Source organism: Nibribacter ruber (assembly GCF_009913235.1).
Lineage (GTDB): Bacteria > Bacteroidota > Bacteroidia > Cytophagales > Hymenobacteraceae > Nibribacter > Nibribacter ruber.
This window is the reverse complement of record NZ_CP047897.1, coordinates 2550360-2571177: the sequence shown is the minus strand read 5'-3', so window position 1 is coordinate 2571177 and position 20818 is coordinate 2550360. Positions and strand designations below refer to the sequence as shown.

Here is a 20818-nt window from a genome sequence, read left to right as displayed (position 1 = left end):
GCCTGTTTTCCAGAAAACAGGCCAAAAACGAAAAACCAACTGGCGTGAGTCTTCAGACTCGCGCCAGTTTAAATATAGATTCCGTTTTTGGCCTGTTTTTCAGAAAACGGCTTAAAAACGCTACCTTCACTTACCCGCTCCAAAGAACCATGATCCTTATTATAGACGATGACGTTGCCGTTCGGGCCTCTCTAAGTCTGCTCCTCAAGCAGGCCGGTTACACGACCGTACAAGCCACCAATCAGCCTGAGGCCTTAGAGGCCGCAGTCAAGCACCGTCCTCAGTTGGTGCTCATGGACATGAACTTCTCCATGGAAACCACCGGGGAGGACGGCTTGCAACTCTTAGGGCAACTGAAAGAACTCTACCCCGCCATTCCGGTGATTTTGATTACCGGTTGGGGATCCATCAACCTGGCCGTAGAGGGCATTAAAGCCGGCGCCGCCGATTTCATTACCAAACCCTGGAACAACGACTACCTGCTGCAGGCTGTCCAGACGGCGATTGATTTGTCCCTACCCGCCCGCGAAGCCGCCACCGATAAACTCACCCGAAAAAAACTGGACGAGCTCTATGACTTCTCCATGATTGTGGGCGAAGATGCGGGTTTGTTACAAGTGCTGCGCAACGTTGGCCAGATCAGTGCCACAGACGCGTCTATCTTAATTGAGGGCGAAAGCGGCACGGGGAAAGAGCTCATTGCCGAGGCCATTCATAAAAACAGCCATCGTGCTAAAGCCCCTTTCGTGAAGGTTAACTTAGGCGGTATTTCAGCGAGTTTGTTTGAGAGTGAGATGTTCGGGCACCGCCGCGGCGCGTTCACAGACGCCAAAGCCGATCGCGTGGGCCGTTTTGAGATGGCCAACAAAGGCACCATTTTCCTGGATGAGATTGGCGAACTGGACATGAGCAGCCAAGTGAAACTCTTGCGCGTGCTCCAGGACCGTACCTATGAAGTCTTAGGCGATAGCCGCTCCCGCAATCTGGACATACGCGTCATCTGCGCCACCAACCGCGACCTGCGCGAGATGGTCTTGGAAGGTAAGTTCAGAGAGGACCTTTATTACAGAATTAACTTAATCACGGTACGCCTACCCGCTCTTCGCGAACGTCCACAGGACATTCCCTTGCTAGTGCAGCACTTTGTCAATAACCTCAAGAAGACCTACCATAAGCAAGAACTAGAAGTAAGCGCCAAAGCCTTGACCTGGCTCAAGGAACAGCCTTTGCCCGGCAACATACGGGAGCTCAAGAATCTGGTGGAACGGACCGTGCTAGTGTCTGGCAAGAGCCTGCTCACCGAAGATGATTTCATGAACCAGCTACAGGGCGGCCTGCGCAAGCAGGAGGATAAAGCCTTACCGTCTGTGGGCGCTATGACCTTAGATGAGCTGGAAGCCAGCATGATCAAAAAGTCCATGGCGCATTATAATAACAACGTGAGCAAAGTGGCTAAGGCCTTGGGCGTGAGCCGAGGTTCTTTGTATAGAAGGCTGGAGAAATTCAACATTCCGTATGACGCTGCGGAATAAGTTCATCCTCACGGTAGCGGTTCTGTACCTGGCCATGGGCGTGCTGGCCTGGCAGTTGTTGCGCTATGACAAGGTGCTTTTTGTGATGGCCGAGGCCTTGATTGTCATCAGTCTGGTGTTCACCTACCGGTTGTACCTGTCCTTCGTGCGGCCCATGCACCTGATTGCCGCCGGCGTGGAATCCATCAAAGACCGCGATTTTTCCATCAAGTTCATGGAGACGGGCCAGCAAGAGGTGGACCAACTCATTTCTGTGTATAACCAGATGATGGACGAGTTGCGGCAGCAGCGCGTGACCCAAACCGAGAAGCATTTTCTACTGGAACGCCTTATTGAAGCCTCGCCCTCTGGCATTATTCTATTAGACACTTATGACCGCGTGGCGGGTTTGAACCCCGCCGCCGCACAACTGTTGCAGGCCTCCAGCAGAGACGTGGTGGGCAAAGCGCTAGGCGAGCTGCCCGGCCATTGGGGAAATTCCTTGGAGAGTATTCCTAAGGACGAGCAACGCGTCATCAGGCCCAATGGCATCCAGACCTACCGGTGCCGTAAAATCAGGTTCTTGGATAGAGGCTACCATAGGTACTTTCTCTTAATAGAAGAACTTACGCAGGAGTTGCTGGAGAAGGAGCGCAACGCTTATGAGAAACTCATTAGAATGATGAGTCATGAGATCAACAATTCCATCGGCGCCGTCAATTCCATTCTTAATTCATTCAAGTACTTCGCACCTCAGCTGGACGCAGACACCAAGCCAGACTTTGACGAGGCTTTGCAAGTGTGCATTACCCGCAACCAGAACCTGGCGGGCTTCATGGCCAATTTTGCCAACGTGGTACGCATACCCGTGCCGGTCAAACGGCCGGTTCATTTGCATGAATTGTTGCAGGGCATTCATAGATTGATGGCGCCTAGCTTTGAGCAGAAACAGGTGACTTGGCAATGGAATCTGGACCAGGAATCTCCTATGGTAGCCGTAGACGTGCAACAACTGGAACAGGTCCTAATCAACGTAGTCAAAAATGCACTGGAAGCCACTGAGCCCGGTGGCTGGGTGAAGGTGCAGACCAGTGCCTCGCCGGCGCGGCTGCTTATTAAGGACAACGGTAAACCCATTTCCCCTGAGGTGCAGGAAAAGCTCTTCTCACCCTTCTTCAGTACCAAAGTGAACGGGCAGGGCATTGGCTTGACCATGGTTCGGGAAATATTGCTGCAGCACGGGTTCAAATTCTCCTTGCAGACCGGGCAGGACGGCATCACCGCGTTTGCCATTGACCTCACCGAAGCTTAAAGCAAGAACCGTTTTTGGCGTGTTTCCTAGGAAATAGGCCAAAAACGATGTTCAGGTGCTTAGGGTCATGTGTTTATTATGTAAAGCTAAGGCTCTTGTAGGATTAAGCTTTTCTTCAGAACAGAACAATTATCTATAAAATAAGACCTCACCGGTTTTCAAGCCAGTGAGGTCTTTGTCGTTTTTGGCCTCTTTTCCAGAAAATAGCCTAAAAAGGGGTTTGGCTTATTTACCGGTTGTTGGCTTGCAGGAATTTATCGGCGTAGCCGCTTTGCTCAAAAAAGGCCTTGGCGTCTTTCATCTCTAGAATATCCTTCACGGCCTGCTTCTTGTCTGTGGCTTTGGTGTAATAGGCTTCGCAGATTTTGTAGCCCATGTAATAGCCAAGATCTGCGGGCCGATCTGGGCGCTCCTGGTTGCCGTTGGCAATCCAGTTGTAGGCGCGCTTGAGGTACATCTCCTTCTGGAACTCTTCCCAGATTTGCTTCTCCCGGGGGTTGGCGAAGTCATGGATGCGTTGGTTGGTGTTCACGCCAGAGATGAGCTCGCCAATGAAGTCGGCCATGCCCTCGGTTAAGGCGTTAGACAGGAGCGTTGTGTCGTTTCGGTCAGACTGGATGAAGTGAATGAGTTCATGGGCAATGAGCGGTGGCACGTTGTGTACGTAGTTGTAGTTGTTGCGCTCCCAGAGGTTGAGTTCCTGCAGGGGCACGTCTGCTGAGCGCGAGAACTGGTCAATGCCAATCAACAAGCCATTATCAGAGACCGTACCCGCCGAGTTGTAGCGCCCGATCACAAAGTACACGTTGGGGAAAGTGGCCGCCGGGTATAACTCCTTCATCTTCTGGAAGCTCTGGTAAATGGCCGGTTTCATGGCGTCAACCTGCAGGGTGTTCTTTCTGATGGCCGGGAAGAAGGCAGGCTTGTTGACCAGGTTGTTCATGAACAGCTCCACGGAGCCAATCTTGTTCTCAAAGTAATCCTGTAACCCCGCAGAGGCCTTCCCGAAGTACTGTTTCTCAAAGATTTCCTGTTTCTGGGCGGGATGTTTAGCTGCGGCGTCATAGGCTTTCCAGAAGTTGTGCACGTCTGTGGTCACCAGTTGCGCCTTGAAAGGATCGCCTAGCTGGGCCTGGGTTTTCTCTAGTTTGTTCACCAACTGCAGGTACCCTTTCTCTTTTCTGAGGATGTCCAGGTCTGAGTCTCTCTTCAGGTGGGCCACATTCTTATAGCCGGCTTTCACGGCCTGCTCCAACGCTTTGAGGGCTGGTTCTTTCTGACCTAACAAGGCGTAGCAGCAGGCCAGGTTGTAATAGGTGGTGCGGGTATGGGCTCCTGTGGGAGTGGCCTTGAGGGCTTGCTGGTAAAAGTCTGCCGCCAGGGCGTATTGCTGCTTACCGTACTCCTCGGTACCTTTCTTGACCAAGGGCTCATGCGCGGGCGGGCTGAAGAAGGAGAAAACCAGTTGCACCGTGTCTTTGCCGTTGGAGAGGGTGTAGCGTTCCTTGTCCCTGCCTTTGTAGGTGATGGCCAGGCTGTCTTTCCCCAGATTGAGCCACATGGTATTGCCTCTGGAGGTGGGGGAAATGCGCACCAGTTTCTCCTGGCCGGCCTCGCTTACCTTAAAGGAGTGCTTGTACCTGGTTTCTGCCATGCGCAAGGTGACGCTGTCCTGAGGAGCGGACAGGAAGGCTGTCGCCGACTGGGCAAAGGCCTGTAGCGGCAGAAGGGCCACGGCGGCCAGGGCGCTTCTGCTAAGAAAGGTTTTGAGCGAAGTAGAAAATCTCATGGCTGTACATCTCTTTTTCAACATAGATGCGCAGACACAGGAGATGGTTGCTTCCGGCAGCTTATTTTCCTGAAGGCTGCTCTCAGCCTTGTTTAGCAATCGTTTTTAGCCTGATTTCCAGAAAATACCCCAAAACGGTTGCTCCTTATATATAGAGTGGTAAACCGTGCTAAAAGAGCTGGCCTTGTATGTATTGCTGCAGTTTCTGCGGCCTAGGTAGCGCAAGGCTGGTACGCTGTTGCAGTTGGTCCATCAGAAACTCCAGTGCCGGCGGCGCGTGCAGAATCTCCTGCTGGTGCATGAAAAAGTAGACCGTATGCAGGCCCTGTTCTAGCCATTGATGCAGCCTCTCTGCCCAATCGGTTAATCTGGTGTAGTCGGTGGGGTGCAGGCCGTGGCCGTTGAACCTGATCATAGCCACCGGGGCCGTCAGGCGCATGTGCAGGGCGTCCCTTCTTCCGGCTACGTCTGTGAGCACGGTGGCCATCTGGCGTTCTTCCAGCAACTGAAAGGCTTCTTCTTGCCTGGGGCCCGCTTTAAACCAGTCTGGGTGCCTGAACTCTACGGCCAGCGGCACCTCTGCCGGAAACTGCTCCAGGAAGCGTTGGAGAATGTCAAAGTCCTCTGGCCCGAAGAAGGGCGGCAGCTGTAGAAAGGCCATCCCCAGCGCCTCGCCTAGTTCTAATATGGCCTCACAGAAGCGTTGGGTGGGTTCGCCAGCGTTCTGCAACAGTTGGTCATGGCTAATGATCTGGGGCAGCTTGGGGCAAAAGGTAAAGCCCGAAGGGACGGCCTGTTTCCATTTGTGCACGGTGGCCAGGTCTGGAATGCGGTAGTGCGTGGTGTTCATCTCCAGGGTGTTGAACTGGCGGCTGTACCAGTACAGCAACTGGTTGTCTGGCGCCCCCGAGGGATAGTAAGAACCCAGCCAGTTCTTGTTCACCCAGGTAGGGCAGCCCAGGTACAAAGACGGCTTGGTAGGGCGCTGCGCCCGCGCCAGCACCTGGGCCGTGGCGGCGTGGTCCTCTGGCAAGCTAAAATTGACCTTGCTGATGTCTGGTAAGCGTCCGAAATCCATGCGATAAATATATGCCTTAAACGATATTCGGCTAAAAAAGGAGGCGTTTTAAAGCCCTATTTTCTGGGTTTGACTATTTTTTTTAGCGAAAGTCCACTTTTTTTTCTCACTTTCTATTTTTCTAAGGAAGTGCGGCCCGCCAGACCCAACCAAAAAGCCGCCCTAAATTTAGCCATACGGTCTGTATGCCTACTTTCTAGCCTGCCAAGAGGGGAAAATTCTGGCATACCACGTTTTATGAATAAAGTTATATTTACAAAATTTTATTTTGAACATTATAATAAAATCATATAAATTTAGCTAGTTGTTAGAGGTGGCAAAGGAGGTTGCTTTCGGGCTGAGAATAGCTTTGAAAAAAATAATTCCTAATTTTGTCGCCTTAGAATTGATGTTCCACCAACAAAACCTAAAATGGGGATACAGAAAATTTACCATGCAATTGTCGTTCTTTTCATATCATTCATTGCCTTTGCCCCAACTGCCTCCGCGCAGGAAGTAGGCGAAACGCAAAAAGGTCTGGCCTCTTGGTATGGCGCTAAATACCACGGCCGCAAGACCAGCAGCGGCGAAGTCTACAACCGCCACAAACTCACTGCCGCCCACAACGGGCTTCCGCTGGGCACCATTGTAAAGGTGACCAACCTCTCCAACGGAGAAAGCGTGGTAGTGAAGATCAATGACAGAGGTCCGTTCAAAGGCCGCCGCATCATTGACCTTTCTGAGGCTGCCGCCAAGCAAATCAAGTACCGCAACGCCGGCCTTGCAGAAGTGTCTGTGGAGGTGGTAGAATTACCGCAGTCTTACCTAGCCAAGCGCTCTGCCCCGGCTGCCGCGCCCGCCACTGAGGTGAAGCAGGTATCTGCAGAAACCGTCTTAACGGCCAACACGGTGTCTTCCTTCGTGATTCAGGCAGGTGCCTTCGGGAGCCTGGCCAACGCGCAGGCGCAGCTAGAGAAGCTGAAGCGCATTTACCAGCAGCTGCCAGTCTCTCTCATGGAGGAGACCGTGAACGGCAAGACCGTGCACCGCATTGTAGCCGGCAAGTTCCAGGACAAAGCCACCGCAGAGCAAGCCCGCCAGGATCTGGTGAAGAAAGGCTTCCAGGGCCTGGTAAAAGAAATGAAAGAGCCCGCCCAAGTGGTGAGCGCTATCTAAGAGTCCATTTGTGTTTACGAGTACCGCCAAGTTTGCGCCTGCAGGCTTGGCTTTTTTGTGCCTGGTCGTTTTTGGGCTATTTCCTGGGAAACAGGCCAAAAACGACGGGTTCTGAATTATATCTGTAAATTTTTGTTCTTTACAACAAGATAGGCCACCTGCGCCGGCAACGTGCGTACAAGGGGCATCTGATACCAAGACGCACACAGGCGCGTTACAACAAAGACGTTAGATTGAAGAACACGGCATGAACACAAGGATTTCATTCTGGGGAAAAGCGCTGGTGGTGGCCATGGCCTTTTGGGCGACAGCGCCAGACCCCGCTCAGGCACAGATTATAGGCAAGGAGAAAAAAAAGATCTTCTTCTGGCAGCGCAAGAAGGAGCCGGTGGTCCTTTCGCCGGCAGACACGCTGACGGTGGTGGATTCTCTGGCCATGCCTTCTCTGGTCACCGCGGGCAAGGACAGCCTTGCCGAGGATGAAAAGGACGGCAAGAAGTCTAAAAAGAAGAAGGCGTACTTTGGCTACCGCGTCAAGAAAGGCTTTGCGCGGCAGGGGAAAGGCAAAAACCAGATTGTGGAGACCTTTCATTACCTGCGCGAGTTCCAACAGCCCAACCCCTATGCCCCAGAGAAATACTACTATGATGTGAAGAAGCGTGACGTGCTGCGCACCTACAACTTCACCTTAAAACCCAACCAGGCTCGTATTCTGCATGGTCCTTACACGCGCATGCGCGGTGACGTGGTCATTGAACAGGGGTATTTCTATGTAGGTACCAAGCACCTGCGCTGGGAGACCTTTAAAACGGACAGTACCCTGGCCAGCAAGCTGCACTATGAGAAGGGTTTTCCCAGAGACGCCGTTATTTCTTACTATGACGCCGGCAAGACCAAGATCAAAGAAGTGATTCCGTACCAGTACGGCGAAGTGCAGGGCCAGTACCTCAAGTTCTATGAAAACGGGCAGCTGGAATGGCGCGGCACCTATGACAAAGGCCGCAAAGTAGGCACCTGGTCTCACTTCTATGACTATAGAGGCCGCCTGCAGCATGAGTTCCTGTACCCAGAATCTGCCTTTGACGCCCCTGCCGAACCCGTGCTCACCAAGCATTATGATGCCTACGGGGTGCTGGTGTATGAAAAGAAAGAGTAGAGCCTAACGGCGTTTTTGGCCTGTTTTCCAGAAAATAGGCCAAAAACGGTTAATGGAAGGCGTCTTCTATGTGCAGAATGTCTGGAGAGGTAGGATGCCAGAAGATGGAGACGATGTCAAAGCGCACCTCGTGCTGCCAGTCCAGTTGCTGCACCAGTTCTTCGGCGGCCAGAAAGAGCATCTCCTGCTTTCTGGGAGAGACGGCCTCCTCCGGAAACCCATACTGCCGGCTGCTTCTGGTCTTCACCTCCACCAACACCAAAAAACGTTCTTTCAGCACCACCAAATCCACCTCGGCGCGTTTGTAGCGGTAGTTTCGTTGCAAGACCTGGTAGCCGTGGGTAACTAAATAGGCCTCAGCGGCTTTTTCGCCTAACTGGCCCAAAGAGGCGTTGGTGCTCATTTTTGGTTGCTCCTGGTTAAATGAGTAATTTGCATCGGTTTACAAGGCAATGGTGTATACGCGCCCACCGGTAAATGGCCTATGCGGTCAAAGACGCAATTGATTTTACCTATTTCAAGCAAACGCTGTGATTCAAAATAAAGAGGTGCTTCTCCAAAGACTTGGATTGATGGACTACCAGCAGGCCTGGGACTATCAGGAAAAGTTGTTTAAGGAGATTCTGGACCTAAAGGCTCAGAACCGCAGTCTGCCCGAAGATGAGCAGCAAACCACACCCAACTACCTGCTGTTCTGCCAGCACCCGCACGTATACACGCTGGGCAAGAGCGGCCACCTGGATCATCTGTTGTTAGATGAACAGGGCTTAGCCGAGAAAGAAGCCACGTTCTACAAGATCAACCGCGGCGGCGACATCACCTACCACGGTCCCGGGCAACTGGTGGCCTACCCCTTGCTAGACCTAGACCATTTCTTCACAGACATACACAAGTACCTGCGCTTCTTAGAGGAAGCCGTGATTCTTACCCTCGCAGACTTTGGGCTGAAGGCGGGTAGAATTGCGGGCCTGACCGGCGTGTGGCTGGATTTTGAAGAGCAGAAGAACCCGCGTAAGATCTGTGCCATGGGCGTGAAATGCAGCCGCTGGGTGACCATGCACGGGCTGGCCTTGAACGTGAACACAGATTTGGCCTATTTCGGGAATATTGTGCCCTGCGGCATTACAGACAAGGCCGTTACTTCCATGCAACTGGAGTTAGGCAGAGAGGTGCAGATGCAGGAAGTGGAAGAAAAGCTGCTGGTGCATTTTCAGGAGTTATTTGGAGCAAGTATAGTAGAGAAAGCACATGAAGAAAGATATTGAGTTTCTTGCGGTAGAAGGTGTCTCCGTGGCCATTGCCCAAGAGGTGAATGACCTGGGCGAGAAAGAATGGAACGTCTTCTTTATCAACAAAAATGATGTGTACCTGGACAATGTGATGGTCGCCTCCAAAGGCTATGGCGAGCAGGATGGCCAGGAAGTGAAGACCTCCGTGCTTCGGCATTTGTTTGACCAGGTGGCGCCTAAGAGCTTTGTGCAGATTGAGCCCATTGACCCGGCTTTGTTTGGCATCACTAATGAGTACTGGGTGAGCTATTACATTGGGCAGACCATTTATGACAAGAAGTTTTTGTTCGTGCCGGGTACGGTAGTGGAGGAAAACCTGATAGATATCTCTATATTGGACAAGCGTGGGGTGTTGCATTCCTAAGGGATGAGGCATCTGCAGGCACTGGCTTGCGTAATGATACTTTTTCGCGGCTTTTTATACCTTTGTGACACCCCATGAAATTTATTACCTACCTGCTTTCCTTTAGTTGGTCGTTTTTCATTGCCTTGTTTGCCATTCCCTCCATTGTGTATGTGGCGCATTTGAAAAACATCCTGGACCAACCCAACCAGCGCACGGTGCACGTGTCGCTCACGCCTAGATTAGGAGGGTTGGGGGTATTTGCCGGGTTCATGTCGGCGCTCACCATCTTCGGGGACCTGGACAATGGCGTGCAGCAGCTGCTGGCGGGCTGTATCATTTTGTTCTTTGGCGGCCTGAAGGATGACCTGGTCTCCATCTCGCCGGTGAAGAAGTTCTTTATGCAGGTGCTGGCCACGGGCGTGGTCATGTTCATGGCAGACATCAGAATCTCCAGCTTTCAGGGTATTTTTGGCATTCATGAACTGCCCATTGGCTTGAGCTATGCCTTTACCTTCTTTACCATTGTGGGCATCACCAATGCCATTAACCTCATTGATGGGTTAGACGGTTTGGCGGGTACCATGGTCACTATCATCGTGGCCACGTTTGGGTTCTTCTTCTGGGCCTCGCATTACGGAGGATTCTCTAACTATGCCGGGGTGGCCGTCTGCCTGATTGGCGGTTTGCTGGGTTTTTTGCGGTACAATTTCTACAAAGCCCGGATTTTCATGGGAGACACCGGCTCGCTGGTATGCGGGTTCATAGTTTCTGTGATGGCCATTCAGTTCATTGAAATGCGCTATGTGCCTTCTTCACCGGCGGTGGCCTTGGGGGTGTTGTTCGTGCCTTTGTTTGATACCATTAGAGTGTCCATCATTCGCGTGCTGAAGGGGCTTTCGCCTTTCTCACCAGACAAGAATCACATTCACCACCGCATTCTGGCTATGGGCTTCAGTCAGGTGGCTACGGTGCTGATTCTGGCGCTGTTGAATATTCTGGTGACTGCCTTCGTGTTCTATTTTTCTTACTGGGGTAACCTGAACCTGCTGCTTTGCTTGTTGGGTTTCTCTCTGGTATTGAGTTTTGTACTGGGGCAGAATACCTCCAAAGCTACCACTCCTACGGTTTAACTTATGCGCGTATGGGCATTGCTGCTGGGCTGTTGGCTGATGTGGGGCGTGGCGCAAGGCCAACCTGCCCCGCTTAAGCCGCTCCTGTCCTCTGACTGGCTCATTTACCATCCCCAGAAAAACCAGCTGGTGCCCTACTTGGCAGACTTTCATGAAGAGCACCAGGCCTTGCACCAGTGGGTGAAGCTAGACGCTTTTACCAACCCGGTGGTAGAATTTGCCGCCCGTAAGCAGCTCTGCGTGTTTCTGGACAACAAACTCATCTTCGTAGCCGACTCTACGGCCCGGTACACCCTAAATCTGAGTAAATGGATGAAGCCTGGGCAGAAGTATCTGTTCTCCCTCTGGCATCCAGAGCAACAACCCAATTACCTTTCTTTTAGGGTGCCAGAGGTGCAAACGGTGCAAAGCAATGCCGCTGCGCCCACTACCGTGCAGGTGAAACAACGTCCTTCTAGCTCTGTGCGCAGTGTGCTTATTCTATTTATGGTGGTGGTAGGCCTGCTGTACGGCAGTCTGCGCATGACCTTCCCTACGGACTTTACCAGCATCTTCAAGTTCTCAAACTTTACTAAGGTGAACACGCTGGAAGAGGGTTTGCTGGCAAAGCCAATCGGGAACTGGTCTAGCATACTGTTTGTAGTGGCGTTTTCCTTGTCCTTTTCCCTGCTGATTGTGGCCATCCACAGAGACATTGAGGAGTTGGCGCTGTTGAACCAGCTGTTCACGGCCACGCAGGCAGACTTGCTTTCTAAGATCATCCTGTATGCCCTGCTGGTCTTCTCGTTTGTGGTGTCTAAGTATCTTTTCCTGCAGCTGATGGGATTTATCTTTGGCGTGACAGAAGTAGTACTTACACAATACCGTGAGTTTTTGAGAACGCTGCTGGCCCTGGGCGTGTTTTTGCCTCTTATTTTGCTGCTGCATTTAGGTCTTTCTAAGTCAGCGCCTTTGGTCATTTACTGGATAGCGAATCTGAGTGTGGCGGTTTTGCTTATTTTTACAGTAATCAGGACTTTTCTTACAATCAGTAAAAAGTATTCACTTCAAAATCTGCATTTGTTTTCGTACATTTGCGCCACGGAAGTGATCCCTTTGATGATTTTGCTCAAATTGATTGTTTTTGTGTAGGACAGGTGTAAAAGCGCCTTGTTCTTTGAATCCTCAAACTAAAGTCGTTTAACTACTTTCTACAACATGGCTGACGGTAAAGAAAAGTTGGGTGCGGACAGACATTCGAAGAAAATCTCCAGTATTCTGGTCACGCAACCAAAGCCGGCAAATGATAACTCGCCGTATCTGGGCATTGCCGAGAAGTACGGGATTAAAGTAGACTTTAGGGCTTTTATTGATATTGAGCCGGTTCCATTTAAAGAGTTTAGAAAAGACAAGGTAAATATTCTGGAGCACACGGCGGTTATCTTTACCAGCCGCAACGCGGTAGACCATTTCTTTAGAATCTGCGCCGAAGGTAAGATGGAAGTGCCCGCTGAGATGAAGTACTTCTGTATTTCTGACCAGACCGCTTATTACCTCCAGAAATACATTGTGCTGCGCAAGCGCAAATTGTTTGTGGGTGGCAAGGTGGCCGCAGACTTATTTGATGTGTTGAAAAAGCACAAGGGGGAGAAATTCTTGTACCCTTGCTCTAACATCAGAAAAGAAGACATTCCTGAGTTTATGCGAGCCAACGGGTTTGACTTCTCTGAGGCCACCATGTACAAAACAGTGGCTTCTGACCTGTCTGACCTGGCAGAGGTGAAGTATGACTGCATTGCCTTCTTTAGCCCGTCAGGTATCCATTCTCTGTTCACCAACTTTCCTGACTTTGTGCAGGATGGTACCCGCATAGCAGCCTTTGGTCCTACCACTGCTCAAGCCGTGCGTGATGCTGGCCTGGAGTTGGATATTGTGGCTCCCATGCCCAATGCTCCTTCCATGACAGGTGCCATTGAGGTGTATATTCAGCAGAACTCGGGTAAAAAATAAACGTTTTTCCTACCTTAGAGTAGATTATACGTAGCAAGCATTAGCTTAGAAAACGAATATTATTTTTGGTCTTTGTCCATCATTTTCTTAGCTTTTGCTCCTAGGTGTTATATGCCTAACGTTTTCTATCCTCTGGTATGATGTTCAAAACTTTACGCTGCCTCCTTATTGGTGCCGGTCTGTTGGCTTCTCTGCCAATGGCTGCTCAACAACTTCCCCAATTCAGCCACTACGCCTTTAACGGACAGTTTATTAGTCCGGGATATGCTGGTATTCAAGGACAGACAGAATTAAATGTCTTGTACCGTTACCAGTGGCTAGGCTATGAAGGGTCCTTTGACGGGGGTGGTTCTCCTAAAACAGGTTTGTTCACGTTATCAACGCCTCTGCCTTCTTTAAAGAGTGGGATTGGTCTGGTGGTGATGAAAGATGAGATAGGAGCGGTAGATGTTTTTCAGGCGCAACTTTCTTATGCATATCATGCCCGTTTAGGGAACGGTAATTTGGGAATAGGCGTTCAGGGGAATATAACTAACATGAGCAAAGGAAGTTACCGGCCCAACACGGAGTCAGATCCGCGGGTGCCTTTCCAGAGCTCAGACCGAAAATTTGACATGGGTGCCGGTTTATGGTACCAGCACGAGGATTGGTATGTAGGCGTGGGCATCACAAACTTGCTGGGTTCTACCTATGAATTTGAAAACAAAGACAGAAGCGGCGCCTTGAGCACGGTTACAGGAGAGAAGCACATCATGCTTACGGGCGGTTATACCGCTGAACTTAGCAGTTCCATTTCCCTGACGCCAACGGCTATATTGAAACATGACTTGAGTGCCAGCGTATCTTCCCTGGAAGCAGGGGCCCGAGCCACCTTCTATGATAAGTTTTGGGCAGGTGCCGGCTACAGAGTAGGAGAAGCAGCCACCGGTTTGCTGGGTGTTTATTTTTTGAAAGACAACGCGTTGAGTTTTGGGTATGCCTTTGATTACACCTTGGTAGACGCCGCCGCTAAAAGCGCCACCTCTCATGAGATAATGCTGGGCTATAGATTGCCAAAATCTAAGAATACTGCAAAACCACCTATCAAGACCCCCAGATATAATTTTTAAGGACTAGGTGTGGAAGGGTAGCCAAATACCTGACTCTATTATATTACTGGTTTCTAATACTAAAATTTTTGTTGGAACGTTGAAAAAAATATGTTCAAGAAAAATTAATAGTTTTATTTTTGAAACCACTTATCTATATTTGCTTTCTTAAAATCCGAATACTCTATAATTAGCGCATTTCTTTTCAATTTTCAAGTATATGAATAAGGTTTTACAGTTTTCTGCCATTGCATTAAGCGCTGTTTTGACAGTGGGTTGCGGTATGGGACGAAGCTCAGAAGGTGATCTGATTGGTGCAGAGGACCGTCCAGATTTCAACCCGCAAGAGGTGCCGTATGGGATGATTGCGTGTCCAGGTGGAACATTCCACATGGGGCAGACAGATCAGGATATAGCCGCCAGTATGTCTAACCTGAACAAGCAGGTGACCATTGGTGGATTCTATATGGATGAGACTGAGATTACCAACAATGAGTACCGTCAGTTTGTTGACGCTATTAAGACAGACTCTGCCGGCGCGCCAGGGTATGACGAAGAGTATGTGATGACCAAGCTTTACCCAGACACAACCGTATGGGTAAAAGACTTTAGCAACCACATGGGTGACCCCTTGATGGAATACTACTATACTCACCCTGCCTTTGATGATTATCCGGTGGTAGGTGTGAGCTGGCATGGTGCCAAGCGTTTCAACGAATGGCGCACCAAGCACAAGAACAATTATAACTTAGAGAACGGTCAGGCGCCAATGCCTAATTTCCGCCTGCCGTCTGAGGCAGAGTGGGAGTATGCCGCCCGTGGCGGTCGTGATTTGGCAACCTATCCTTGGGGTGGTCCTTACCTGCGCAATTCCAAAGGTTGTATGTTGGCTAACTTCAAGCCAGGTCGCGGGGACTACTACAGCGACGGTTTTACCTACACTGCTCCGGTAGGCCAGTACTATCCAAACGATTTTGGTCTGTATGACATGGCCGGAAACGTATCTGAGTGGTGTGAAGATGCTTATTCTGTAGCTTCTGTTCCGTTGGTATGGGACTTGAACCCTACTTTCAGCAATGACACCATCAAGGAGAAGGTAGTGCGTGGTGGTTCTTGGAAAGACATCGCTTATTTCTTGGAAACAGGCGTTCGTAATTTTGAACACGAAGATTCAACCAGATCCTTTATCGGTTTCCGCAGCGCCATGATCTACATCGGTCGTTCTTCAGGTCGTGAGTTTGGCTTTGGAAACTAATCTAAACCCTCCATTTTTATCAAGTAACAAACAATCTTTATAATTTTAAATCTGTCAAAAAAATGAGCAAATCAAAAGGTCACTGGTTCTGGGATGGTATGATGCCCAAAATTTATGGTATTGGTGCGGCAATCGTAATTCTGGGTGCATTGTTTAAAATCTTGCACATTGGTCCAGCTGATATCATGCTTATGGTAGGTCTTGGTACTGAAGCCGTCATCTTCTTCCTGAGTGCATTCCAGCCAGCCGCACATGAACCAGCATGGGATCGTGTGTACCCACAATTACGTGACGACTATGACGGTCCTCTTCCTACTGTAGCTACCAAATCTAACGAAGGTTCTTTGACCGGTGACCTGGATAGAATGCTGCGTGATGCCAACGTAACACCAGCCACTATCAATACTTTAGGCCAAGGCTTGAACAGATTGAGCGAAACTGCTGCTCAAATGTCTGATATGTCAGATGCTACCGTTGCTACAAATGAATACACCTCGCGTGTAAGAACAGCAGCTGTTTCTTTGGATAAAATCAATGAAGCGTATGGTGCCACTGTAGAGGCCGTTTCTCACATGGCCAAGTCTACAGCAGATACTCAGGAATATCATATGCAAGTACAGAACATCACTAAGAATCTGGGTGCTCTGAATGCGGTATATGAAATGGAGTTGCAGGACGCCAACAATCACTTGAAGTCTATGAACAAATTCTACGGTAGCCTGACTATGGCTATGGAGAATTTGACTGAGGCAAGCCGTGATACTGAGCAGTTCAAGACGGAGGTTACTAACTTGACCAAGAACCTTCACTCTTTGAACAATGTGTATGGTAACATGCTTAATGCAATGAGAGGTTAATCTCTGCCAATCCTATTTTTAAACCAATAGTTTAACAAAAAAGCTAGACCAAGGATTATATGGCTGGAGGAAAAGAAACGCCACGGCAGAAAATGATCGGGATGATGTATCTCGTTCTGACTGCAATGTTGGCCTTGAACGTAAGCTCTGCAATTCTTCTAAAATTTCAGTTTATAGATGACAGTTTAACAACTGTAAACACTAAAACTAAAAGTGATAACGGAGGTATTGTAAGTGGCATCAAATCAACGGTAGACGAATCTGGCAACAGGCCGGCTGACGTTAGAGTAGTGGAAAATGCCACTGCTGTAAGAACCAAAACCAGTGAGATCATTGCTTACATGGATGGTTTACGCGAGCAACTTGTGAAAGAAGCTGGCGGAAAGAACGAAGAAACAGGCGGGTACAACAATCCAGAGAACAATGAGCGTGTAAACATGCTTATGATTGGTGGACCAGGCAAGGGTGGTAAAGCCTATGAGTTAGAGAAAAAACTTAACGAATACGCGGCCTTCTTGCGCCAGTACAATGAAAACGCTCCTGCTAAACTAGCCATGAGCGGAAAAGAAGACCCACGCGTACAAGGAAACAAAGAGCAGAAGAAGAAAGACTTTGCTGAAATCAACTTCGCAGAAACTCCCATTGTGGCCGCTTTGGCTACCATTGCGCACATGGAATCTGAAGTGTTGAAGTATGAATCTGAGACTCTTTCTAAGCTGGCTCAAAAAGTAGGAGCAGATATCATCAAGTTTGAGAAGATATTTGCCATGGCTAGCGCTGAGTCTAAAACAGTAGCTGCCGGTACTAAATACAAGGCAGAAATGTTCTTGGCTGCTTCCTCTGATGCGGTAACGCCCACTATGTCTGTAGACGGTAGACCAATCAAAGTACAGGCGGGTAAAGGACAAATTGAGTTCACTGCCAGTGCGGGTAACTATGACGCAGAAGGCAATGCCAAAAAACAATGGACTGGCCAAGTGCGTTTCCGTCAGCCAAGCGGACGTGATACTGTCTTCACTGTAAAACAAGAATACGTGGTAGCCAAGCCTGTTATGCAAATTCAGTCTGCTGCAATCAACTCTTTGTATTTTAACTGCGGTAACGAACTAAACATCCAGGTTCCGGCGTTAGGTGCTACATACGATCCTTCTTTCTCAGCCTCTGGCGCTACTGTAGTGAAAGGTGCTAAGAAGGGTTTTGTGACCATCATTCCTAACGGAAGAACCGTGAAGTTGAACGTGAGCAGCGGTGGTAACCTGATTGGGTCACAGGAATTCACCGTGAAAACGGTTCCAAGACCACAGATTGCCGTATTGGCCAATGGCCGTCAGGTAGACCCAGTGAGAGGTATGGCTGCGCCAGGTCCAAGAATTCTGCAAGTGAATGCGGTTCCAGACGAAAGCTTCAAGAACTTGCTTCCTAAAGAAGCTCGTTACAGAGTAACCAACTACACCGTGTATTTGGTGCGTGGTAACCGTCCAGTAGATCAAGTGCCAGGTAATGGTCCTTCTGTGAACATTACCAGCTTAGCTTCAAAGGCTCGTCCGGGCGACCGTATTGCCATTGAGGTGAAGGAAGTTCGCAGAATGAACTACCGCGATCAGCAGGAGACCGTTCCGTCAAACGGAATGAGCATGACGTTTGCACTTAATTAATTAAGTTATTTTCCCTAGTACCATGAAAAAGTTAATTGTTTTGGGTTTAGCGGGCTTGTTGAGCTTACCAGTGGTATCTGTGGCTCAAAAGAGAACCACTACCACTAAAAAGAAGGCAACCACTACCACAGCTAAATCATCTGCAGCTTCTGCAGCTCAAGAGAAGGCTCGTCAGGAGGAGTTGGCAAGACAACAACAAGAGGCGGCTGCATCTCAGAGATCACAACAATTACTGGCTAAGTCTGACTCTGCTAATCCGTCAGTGCGTCCTATTCCGGCATCAGATGTGATGTTCAAGAAAACGGTTTGGCGTTTGATAGACCTTAGAGAAAAGCAGAACAAGCCAATGTTCTCTCCAGGGAAAGAAATCACTAAATTGATTGTTGATGCTGTGAAGCGTGGCGAATTGCAGCCATATGCCACTGATAGCTTAAACAGACCTATCACTCCTCAAGAGTTCTTGACTGCTATTTCTCCTGCACAGGGAGGCGCAACAGTTTTAACGGAAGAAGAGAAGAAAGCGGGATTTGGTACGGCTGATGCCGCTGCTGCAGATGATGGATGGGGTGCTCCCGCTGCGCCTGCAAAAGGTGGTAAAACTGCCGCTGCCGCTCCTATGACGGCTTCAAATGAGCTTTTCGCGAACCAACTGTACCAATTGGAACTGAAAGAAGATGTAGTGTTTGATAAAAAGCGTTCACGCCTGTATCATGACATCCAATCACTCACTATCACCGTTCCTTCAAAGTTTGATCCACTGGGAATTGAGAAAACAGCTGCTTCTTTCAAGTTCAGTGAATTGGCAAAAGTGTTCAAGGCGCATCCAGACGAAGCCATCTGGTTTAACCAGCAGAACGATGCCCAGCATAAGAACCTGGCAGATGCCTTTGACCTGTGGTTGTTCAGCTCTTACATCACCAAAGTATCCAACGTGAACAATGAGCGTTTGGATGAAGTCTACGGTGGTGGCAAGAAAGGTTTATTAGCCGCTCAGCAAGCTATGGAAGAACTTATTGAGTTTGAATACAGCCTTTGGAGCTACTAAGCATCACATACAGTACATAAAAAAAGGAGACCATTTGGTCTCCTTTTTTTATGTACTGTTTCTAGATTCTTAAAGTCTTATTCAACAATCTTACTGTGATTAGGAAAGCGTCTTTCTAGCCTTGGCGTGAACAATCGTTTTTGGCCTATTTTCCAGGAATTAGCCTAAAAACGACTAGAGTAAGGCGAAGGCACTAGAATGTACAGAGGCAGAAAGCCTAGAGACTAAACTTCAACAAGGATCTTGTTCTTACAGACTAGATGATAACAACCAAATTTGAGGTCACTCGCCGGTAGGGAAACGCGGGAAGGTTGTTTTTGGCTTATTTCCCAGAAAACAGCCCAAAAACGATTGTCTACGCCTTCCCGAAATGATTTAAAAGCAGCTTGGCTTTGCTCTTGCCTACCTCGGCCTCTAATTCCTGCTGGGAAAGTTCGGCTATCTTCTTCACAGACTTAAACTTGGTAAGAAGTTTTTCTGCCGTGGCCGGGCCAAGTCCTTTGATTTGCGTGAGTTCGGTTTGTAGCGTGCCTGCATCCCGGAGAGACCGGTGGAAGGTAATGGCAAACCGGTGTGCCTCGTTCCGGATGCGTTGAATCAAGCGCAGCGACTCAGACTTCTTGTCAATGTACAGCGGCAGGGTGTCACCGGGATAGAAGATTTCCTCCAACCGTTTGGCAATGCCCACAATGGCTACTTGGCTGTAAATTCCCAAGTCTTTGAGCGCCTTCACGCCCATGCCCAACTGGCCTTTGCCGCCGTCCACAATAATCAACTGCGGCAAAGGCGTGCCTTCATCCAGCAGCCTTCTGTACCGGCGCGTGACCACCTCATACATAGAGGCAAAGTCATCTGGGCCTACCACGGTTTTGATATGGAAATGGCGGTAATCTTTCTTGGAAGGCCGCGCATTCTTGAAGCAGACCATGGACGCCACCGGATTATCTCCCTGAAAGTTGGAGTTGTCAAAGCACTCAATGTGCTTGGGCAGCTCTGTGAGCCGAAGGTCTTTTTTCATGGTTTCCATGATGCGTACCTCGTTGCTGTCCTTTGACTTGTCTTGCATGCTCTCCTTCTCCTTGCGCAGGTACAGTGCATTCTTCAAAGACAAATTGAGCAGCTTCTTCTTATCCCCTATCTGCGGAACCGTGATGGACACGTTCTCCAAGGGCAGTTCTATGTCTGGCACATTGACGATAATCTCCCTGGAAAGGCTCTCAAACTCCTGCCGCAACTGCATAATGATGGAGGCCAGAATGTCTTGATCGGTTTCTTCCAGCTTTTTCTGCAGTTCCAGGGACTGGGTGGCTATGATGGAGCCGTTCATGACCTTCAGGTAGTTGACGAAGGCGCACTTCTCATTAGACGTAATGGTGAAGACGTCAATATTGGTGAGCGTATGGCTGACCACGGTAGACTTGGCCTGGAAATCCTCTAATCGGTCTAGCTTCTGCTTGTATTGGTGGGCCAGTTCATATTGATAGTCTGCGGCAGCCTCAGACATTCGTTCTTTAAAATAGGTCTTGGCAATGCTCAGGTTGCCAGACAGAATGTTCCTGATCTGCTGAATGTGCTGGTTGTATTCTTCTTCTGAGTACAGGTTCTCACAGGGCCCTTTGCAGTTTCCTATGTGGTATTCCAGGCAAACCTTGAATTTGCCCGCGTCTATGTTGGCTTGTGAAAGATTGTAGCTGCACGTTCTGAGCGGGTACAAGGACCTGATCAGTTCCAGCAGCACATACATACTGGTGCCGGTGGGGTATGGCCCGAAGTAGCGCGAACCGTCATTGATCTTGTTGCGGGTACTGAAGATGCGCGGGAACCGCTCATTGGTGATCACCAGGTACGGGTAGGTTTTCCCGTCTTTGAGCAGAATGTTGTACTTAGGCTGATGCTGCTTGATGAGGTTGTTCTCCAGCAAGAAAGCATCAGCCTCATTGTCTACAATGGTAAACTCAATACGCTGAATCTGCGAAATGAGCTTCTTGGTTTTCTTGTTGTGCTGCGTGGAGCGGTTAAAGTAGCTACTCACCCGCTTCCTGATGTCTATGGCCTTGCCTACGTAGATAATGCCCTTATCATCATAGAACTTATAGATACCAGGCCTGTGTGGCAGGTGTTTGATCTGCTCTCTAATTTGTTCCTCAACAGTCATTCGCGTTC

18 protein-coding genes are annotated in these 20818 nt (G+C 49.4%); 14 read left to right on the top strand and 4 right to left on the bottom strand.

Features of this window, described 5'->3' with window-relative positions; genetic code table 11:
* Positions 1 to 149 precede the first annotated feature (149 nt).
* Positions 150 to 1532, top strand: coding sequence for a sigma-54-dependent transcriptional regulator (locus tag GU926_RS10800; RefSeq protein WP_160691727.1), 1383 nt, complete (start codon positions 150 to 152; stop codon positions 1530 to 1532).
* Positions 1516 to 2823: a sensor histidine kinase gene (locus tag GU926_RS10795; protein WP_160691725.1), complete on the top strand. Its 1308-nt coding sequence runs from the start codon at positions 1516 to 1518 to the stop codon at positions 2821 to 2823. The genes GU926_RS10800 and GU926_RS10795 overlap by 17 nt, the downstream gene beginning before the upstream one ends.
* 229 nt (positions 2824 to 3052) lie before the next feature.
* Here the strand turns inward: GU926_RS10795 and GU926_RS10790 are convergent, their stop codons facing one another.
* Together GU926_RS10790 and GU926_RS10785 are read right to left on the bottom strand one after the other, a co-directional pair.
* Complete coding sequence (locus tag GU926_RS10790) at positions 3053 to 4612, bottom strand: gliding motility protein GldB-related protein (RefSeq protein WP_160691723.1); 1560 nt, start codon at positions 4610 to 4612, stop codon at positions 3053 to 3055.
* 169 nt (positions 4613 to 4781) lie between these two features.
* Positions 4782 to 5690, bottom strand: coding sequence for a DUF72 domain-containing protein (locus GU926_RS10785; protein WP_160691721.1), 909 nt, complete (start codon positions 5688 to 5690; stop codon positions 4782 to 4784).
* Positions 5691 to 6101: 411 nt separating this feature from the next.
* Between GU926_RS10785 and GU926_RS10780 the strand changes: the two genes are divergently transcribed.
* A complete protein-coding gene (locus tag GU926_RS10780; RefSeq protein ID WP_160691719.1) occupies positions 6102 to 6845 on the top strand; it encodes a septal ring lytic transglycosylase RlpA family protein in 744 nt (247 codons plus the stop codon).
* A 247-nt stretch (positions 6846 to 7092) separates the two neighbouring features.
* Positions 7093 to 8001, top strand: a complete 909-nt coding sequence (locus GU926_RS10775; RefSeq protein ID WP_160691717.1) for a toxin-antitoxin system YwqK family antitoxin — start codon at positions 7093 to 7095, stop codon at positions 7999 to 8001.
* Positions 8002 to 8050: 49 nt separating this feature from the next.
* On the opposite strand, the gene GU926_RS10770 is transcribed toward GU926_RS10775, so the two are convergent.
* On the bottom strand, positions 8051 to 8404 hold the full coding sequence (locus tag GU926_RS10770; protein ID WP_160691715.1) for a YraN family protein: 354 nt from the start codon (positions 8402 to 8404) through the stop codon (positions 8051 to 8053).
* Between the two features lie 127 nt (positions 8405 to 8531).
* Between GU926_RS10770 and lipB the strand changes: the two genes are divergently transcribed.
* From lipB to porN, 10 genes are all read left to right on the top strand, one after another.
* Positions 8532 to 9266 carry a lipoyl(octanoyl) transferase LipB gene (gene lipB, locus GU926_RS10765; protein WP_160691713.1) on the top strand — a complete coding sequence of 245 codons (735 nt, stop codon included), beginning with the start codon at positions 8532 to 8534 and terminating at the stop codon, positions 9264 to 9266.
* Positions 9250 to 9654: a hypothetical protein gene (locus GU926_RS10760; RefSeq protein ID WP_160691711.1), complete on the top strand. Its 405-nt coding sequence runs from the start codon at positions 9250 to 9252 to the stop codon at positions 9652 to 9654. Before lipB ends, GU926_RS10760 begins: the two co-directional genes overlap by 17 nt.
* Positions 9655 to 9728: 74 nt before the next feature.
* On the top strand, positions 9729 to 10766 hold the full coding sequence (locus GU926_RS10755; RefSeq protein ID WP_232058296.1) for an MraY family glycosyltransferase: 1038 nt from the start codon (positions 9729 to 9731) through the stop codon (positions 10764 to 10766).
* A 3-nt stretch (positions 10767 to 10769) separates the two neighbouring features.
* On the top strand, positions 10770 to 11897 hold the full coding sequence (locus GU926_RS10750) for a DUF4271 domain-containing protein (protein WP_160691709.1): 1128 nt from the start codon (positions 10770 to 10772) through the stop codon (positions 11895 to 11897).
* 66 nt (positions 11898 to 11963) lie between these two features.
* Positions 11964 to 12755 (top strand): uroporphyrinogen-III synthase, encoded by a 792-nt coding sequence (locus GU926_RS10745; protein ID WP_160691707.1) that lies wholly within the window; start codon positions 11964 to 11966, stop codon positions 12753 to 12755.
* 137 nt (positions 12756 to 12892) lie between these two features.
* Positions 12893 to 13864, top strand: a complete 972-nt coding sequence (locus GU926_RS10740; protein WP_232058295.1) for a PorP/SprF family type IX secretion system membrane protein — start codon at positions 12893 to 12895, stop codon at positions 13862 to 13864.
* Positions 13865 to 14063: 199 nt separating this feature from the next.
* On the top strand, positions 14064 to 15098 hold the full coding sequence (porK, locus tag GU926_RS10735; protein WP_160691705.1) for a T9SS ring complex lipoprotein PorK/GldK: 1035 nt from the start codon (positions 14064 to 14066) through the stop codon (positions 15096 to 15098).
* Between the two features lie 62 nt (positions 15099 to 15160).
* Positions 15161 to 15955 carry a type IX secretion system motor protein PorL/GldL gene (porL, locus tag GU926_RS10730; RefSeq protein WP_160691695.1) on the top strand — a complete coding sequence of 265 codons (795 nt, stop codon included), beginning with the start codon at positions 15161 to 15163 and terminating at the stop codon, positions 15953 to 15955.
* Between the two features lie 59 nt (positions 15956 to 16014).
* Positions 16015 to 17610 (top strand): type IX secretion system motor protein PorM/GldM, encoded by a 1596-nt coding sequence (gene porM, locus GU926_RS10725; protein ID WP_160691693.1) that lies wholly within the window; start codon positions 16015 to 16017, stop codon positions 17608 to 17610.
* 22 nt (positions 17611 to 17632) lie between these two features.
* A complete protein-coding gene (gene porN, locus GU926_RS10720; RefSeq protein WP_198001405.1) occupies positions 17633 to 18655 on the top strand; it encodes a type IX secretion system ring subunit PorN/GldN in 1023 nt (340 codons plus the stop codon).
* Positions 18656 to 19010: 355 nt separating this feature from the next.
* On the opposite strand, the gene uvrC is transcribed toward porN, so the two are convergent.
* Entirely contained in the window at positions 19011 to 20810 is a 1800-nt protein-coding gene (uvrC, locus tag GU926_RS10715) for an excinuclease ABC subunit UvrC (protein ID WP_160691691.1), read from the bottom strand.
* Positions 20811 to 20818: the final 8 nt, after the last annotated feature.

Excerpts from the sequence above, each read along its gene's own strand:
- GU926_RS10800 (WP_160691727.1), top strand. The coding sequence starts at position 150 with ATGATCCTTATTATAGACGATGACGTTGCCGTTCGGGCCTCTCTAAGT.
- GU926_RS10795 (WP_160691725.1), top strand. The coding sequence starts at position 1,516 with ATGACGCTGCGGAATAAGTTCATCCTCACGGTAGCGGTTCTGTACCTG.
- GU926_RS10790 (WP_160691723.1), bottom strand. The coding sequence starts at position 4,612 with ATGAGATTTTCTACTTCGCTCAAAACCTTTCTTAGCAGAAGCGCCCTG.
- GU926_RS10785 (WP_160691721.1), bottom strand. The coding sequence starts at position 5,690 with ATGGATTTCGGACGCTTACCAGACATCAGCAAGGTCAATTTTAGCTTG.
- GU926_RS10780 (WP_160691719.1), top strand. The coding sequence starts at position 6,102 with ATGGGGATACAGAAAATTTACCATGCAATTGTCGTTCTTTTCATATCA.
- GU926_RS10775 (WP_160691717.1), top strand. The coding sequence starts at position 7,093 with ATGAACACAAGGATTTCATTCTGGGGAAAAGCGCTGGTGGTGGCCATG.
- GU926_RS10770 (WP_160691715.1), bottom strand. The coding sequence starts at position 8,404 with ATGAGCACCAACGCCTCTTTGGGCCAGTTAGGCGAAAAAGCCGCTGAG.
- GU926_RS10760 (WP_160691711.1), top strand. The coding sequence starts at position 9,250 with ATGAAGAAAGATATTGAGTTTCTTGCGGTAGAAGGTGTCTCCGTGGCC.
- GU926_RS10755 (WP_232058296.1), top strand. The coding sequence starts at position 9,729 with ATGAAATTTATTACCTACCTGCTTTCCTTTAGTTGGTCGTTTTTCATT.
- GU926_RS10750 (WP_160691709.1), top strand. The coding sequence starts at position 10,770 with ATGCGCGTATGGGCATTGCTGCTGGGCTGTTGGCTGATGTGGGGCGTG.
- GU926_RS10745 (WP_160691707.1), top strand. The coding sequence starts at position 11,964 with ATGGCTGACGGTAAAGAAAAGTTGGGTGCGGACAGACATTCGAAGAAA.
- GU926_RS10740 (WP_232058295.1), top strand. The coding sequence starts at position 12,893 with ATGATGTTCAAAACTTTACGCTGCCTCCTTATTGGTGCCGGTCTGTTG.
- porK (WP_160691705.1), top strand. The coding sequence starts at position 14,064 with ATGAATAAGGTTTTACAGTTTTCTGCCATTGCATTAAGCGCTGTTTTG.
- porL (WP_160691695.1), top strand. The coding sequence starts at position 15,161 with ATGAGCAAATCAAAAGGTCACTGGTTCTGGGATGGTATGATGCCCAAA.
- porM (WP_160691693.1), top strand. The coding sequence starts at position 16,015 with ATGGCTGGAGGAAAAGAAACGCCACGGCAGAAAATGATCGGGATGATG.
- porN (WP_198001405.1), top strand. The coding sequence starts at position 17,633 with ATGAAAAAGTTAATTGTTTTGGGTTTAGCGGGCTTGTTGAGCTTACCA.
- uvrC (WP_160691691.1), bottom strand. The coding sequence starts at position 20,810 with ATGACTGTTGAGGAACAAATTAGAGAGCAGATCAAACACCTGCCACAC.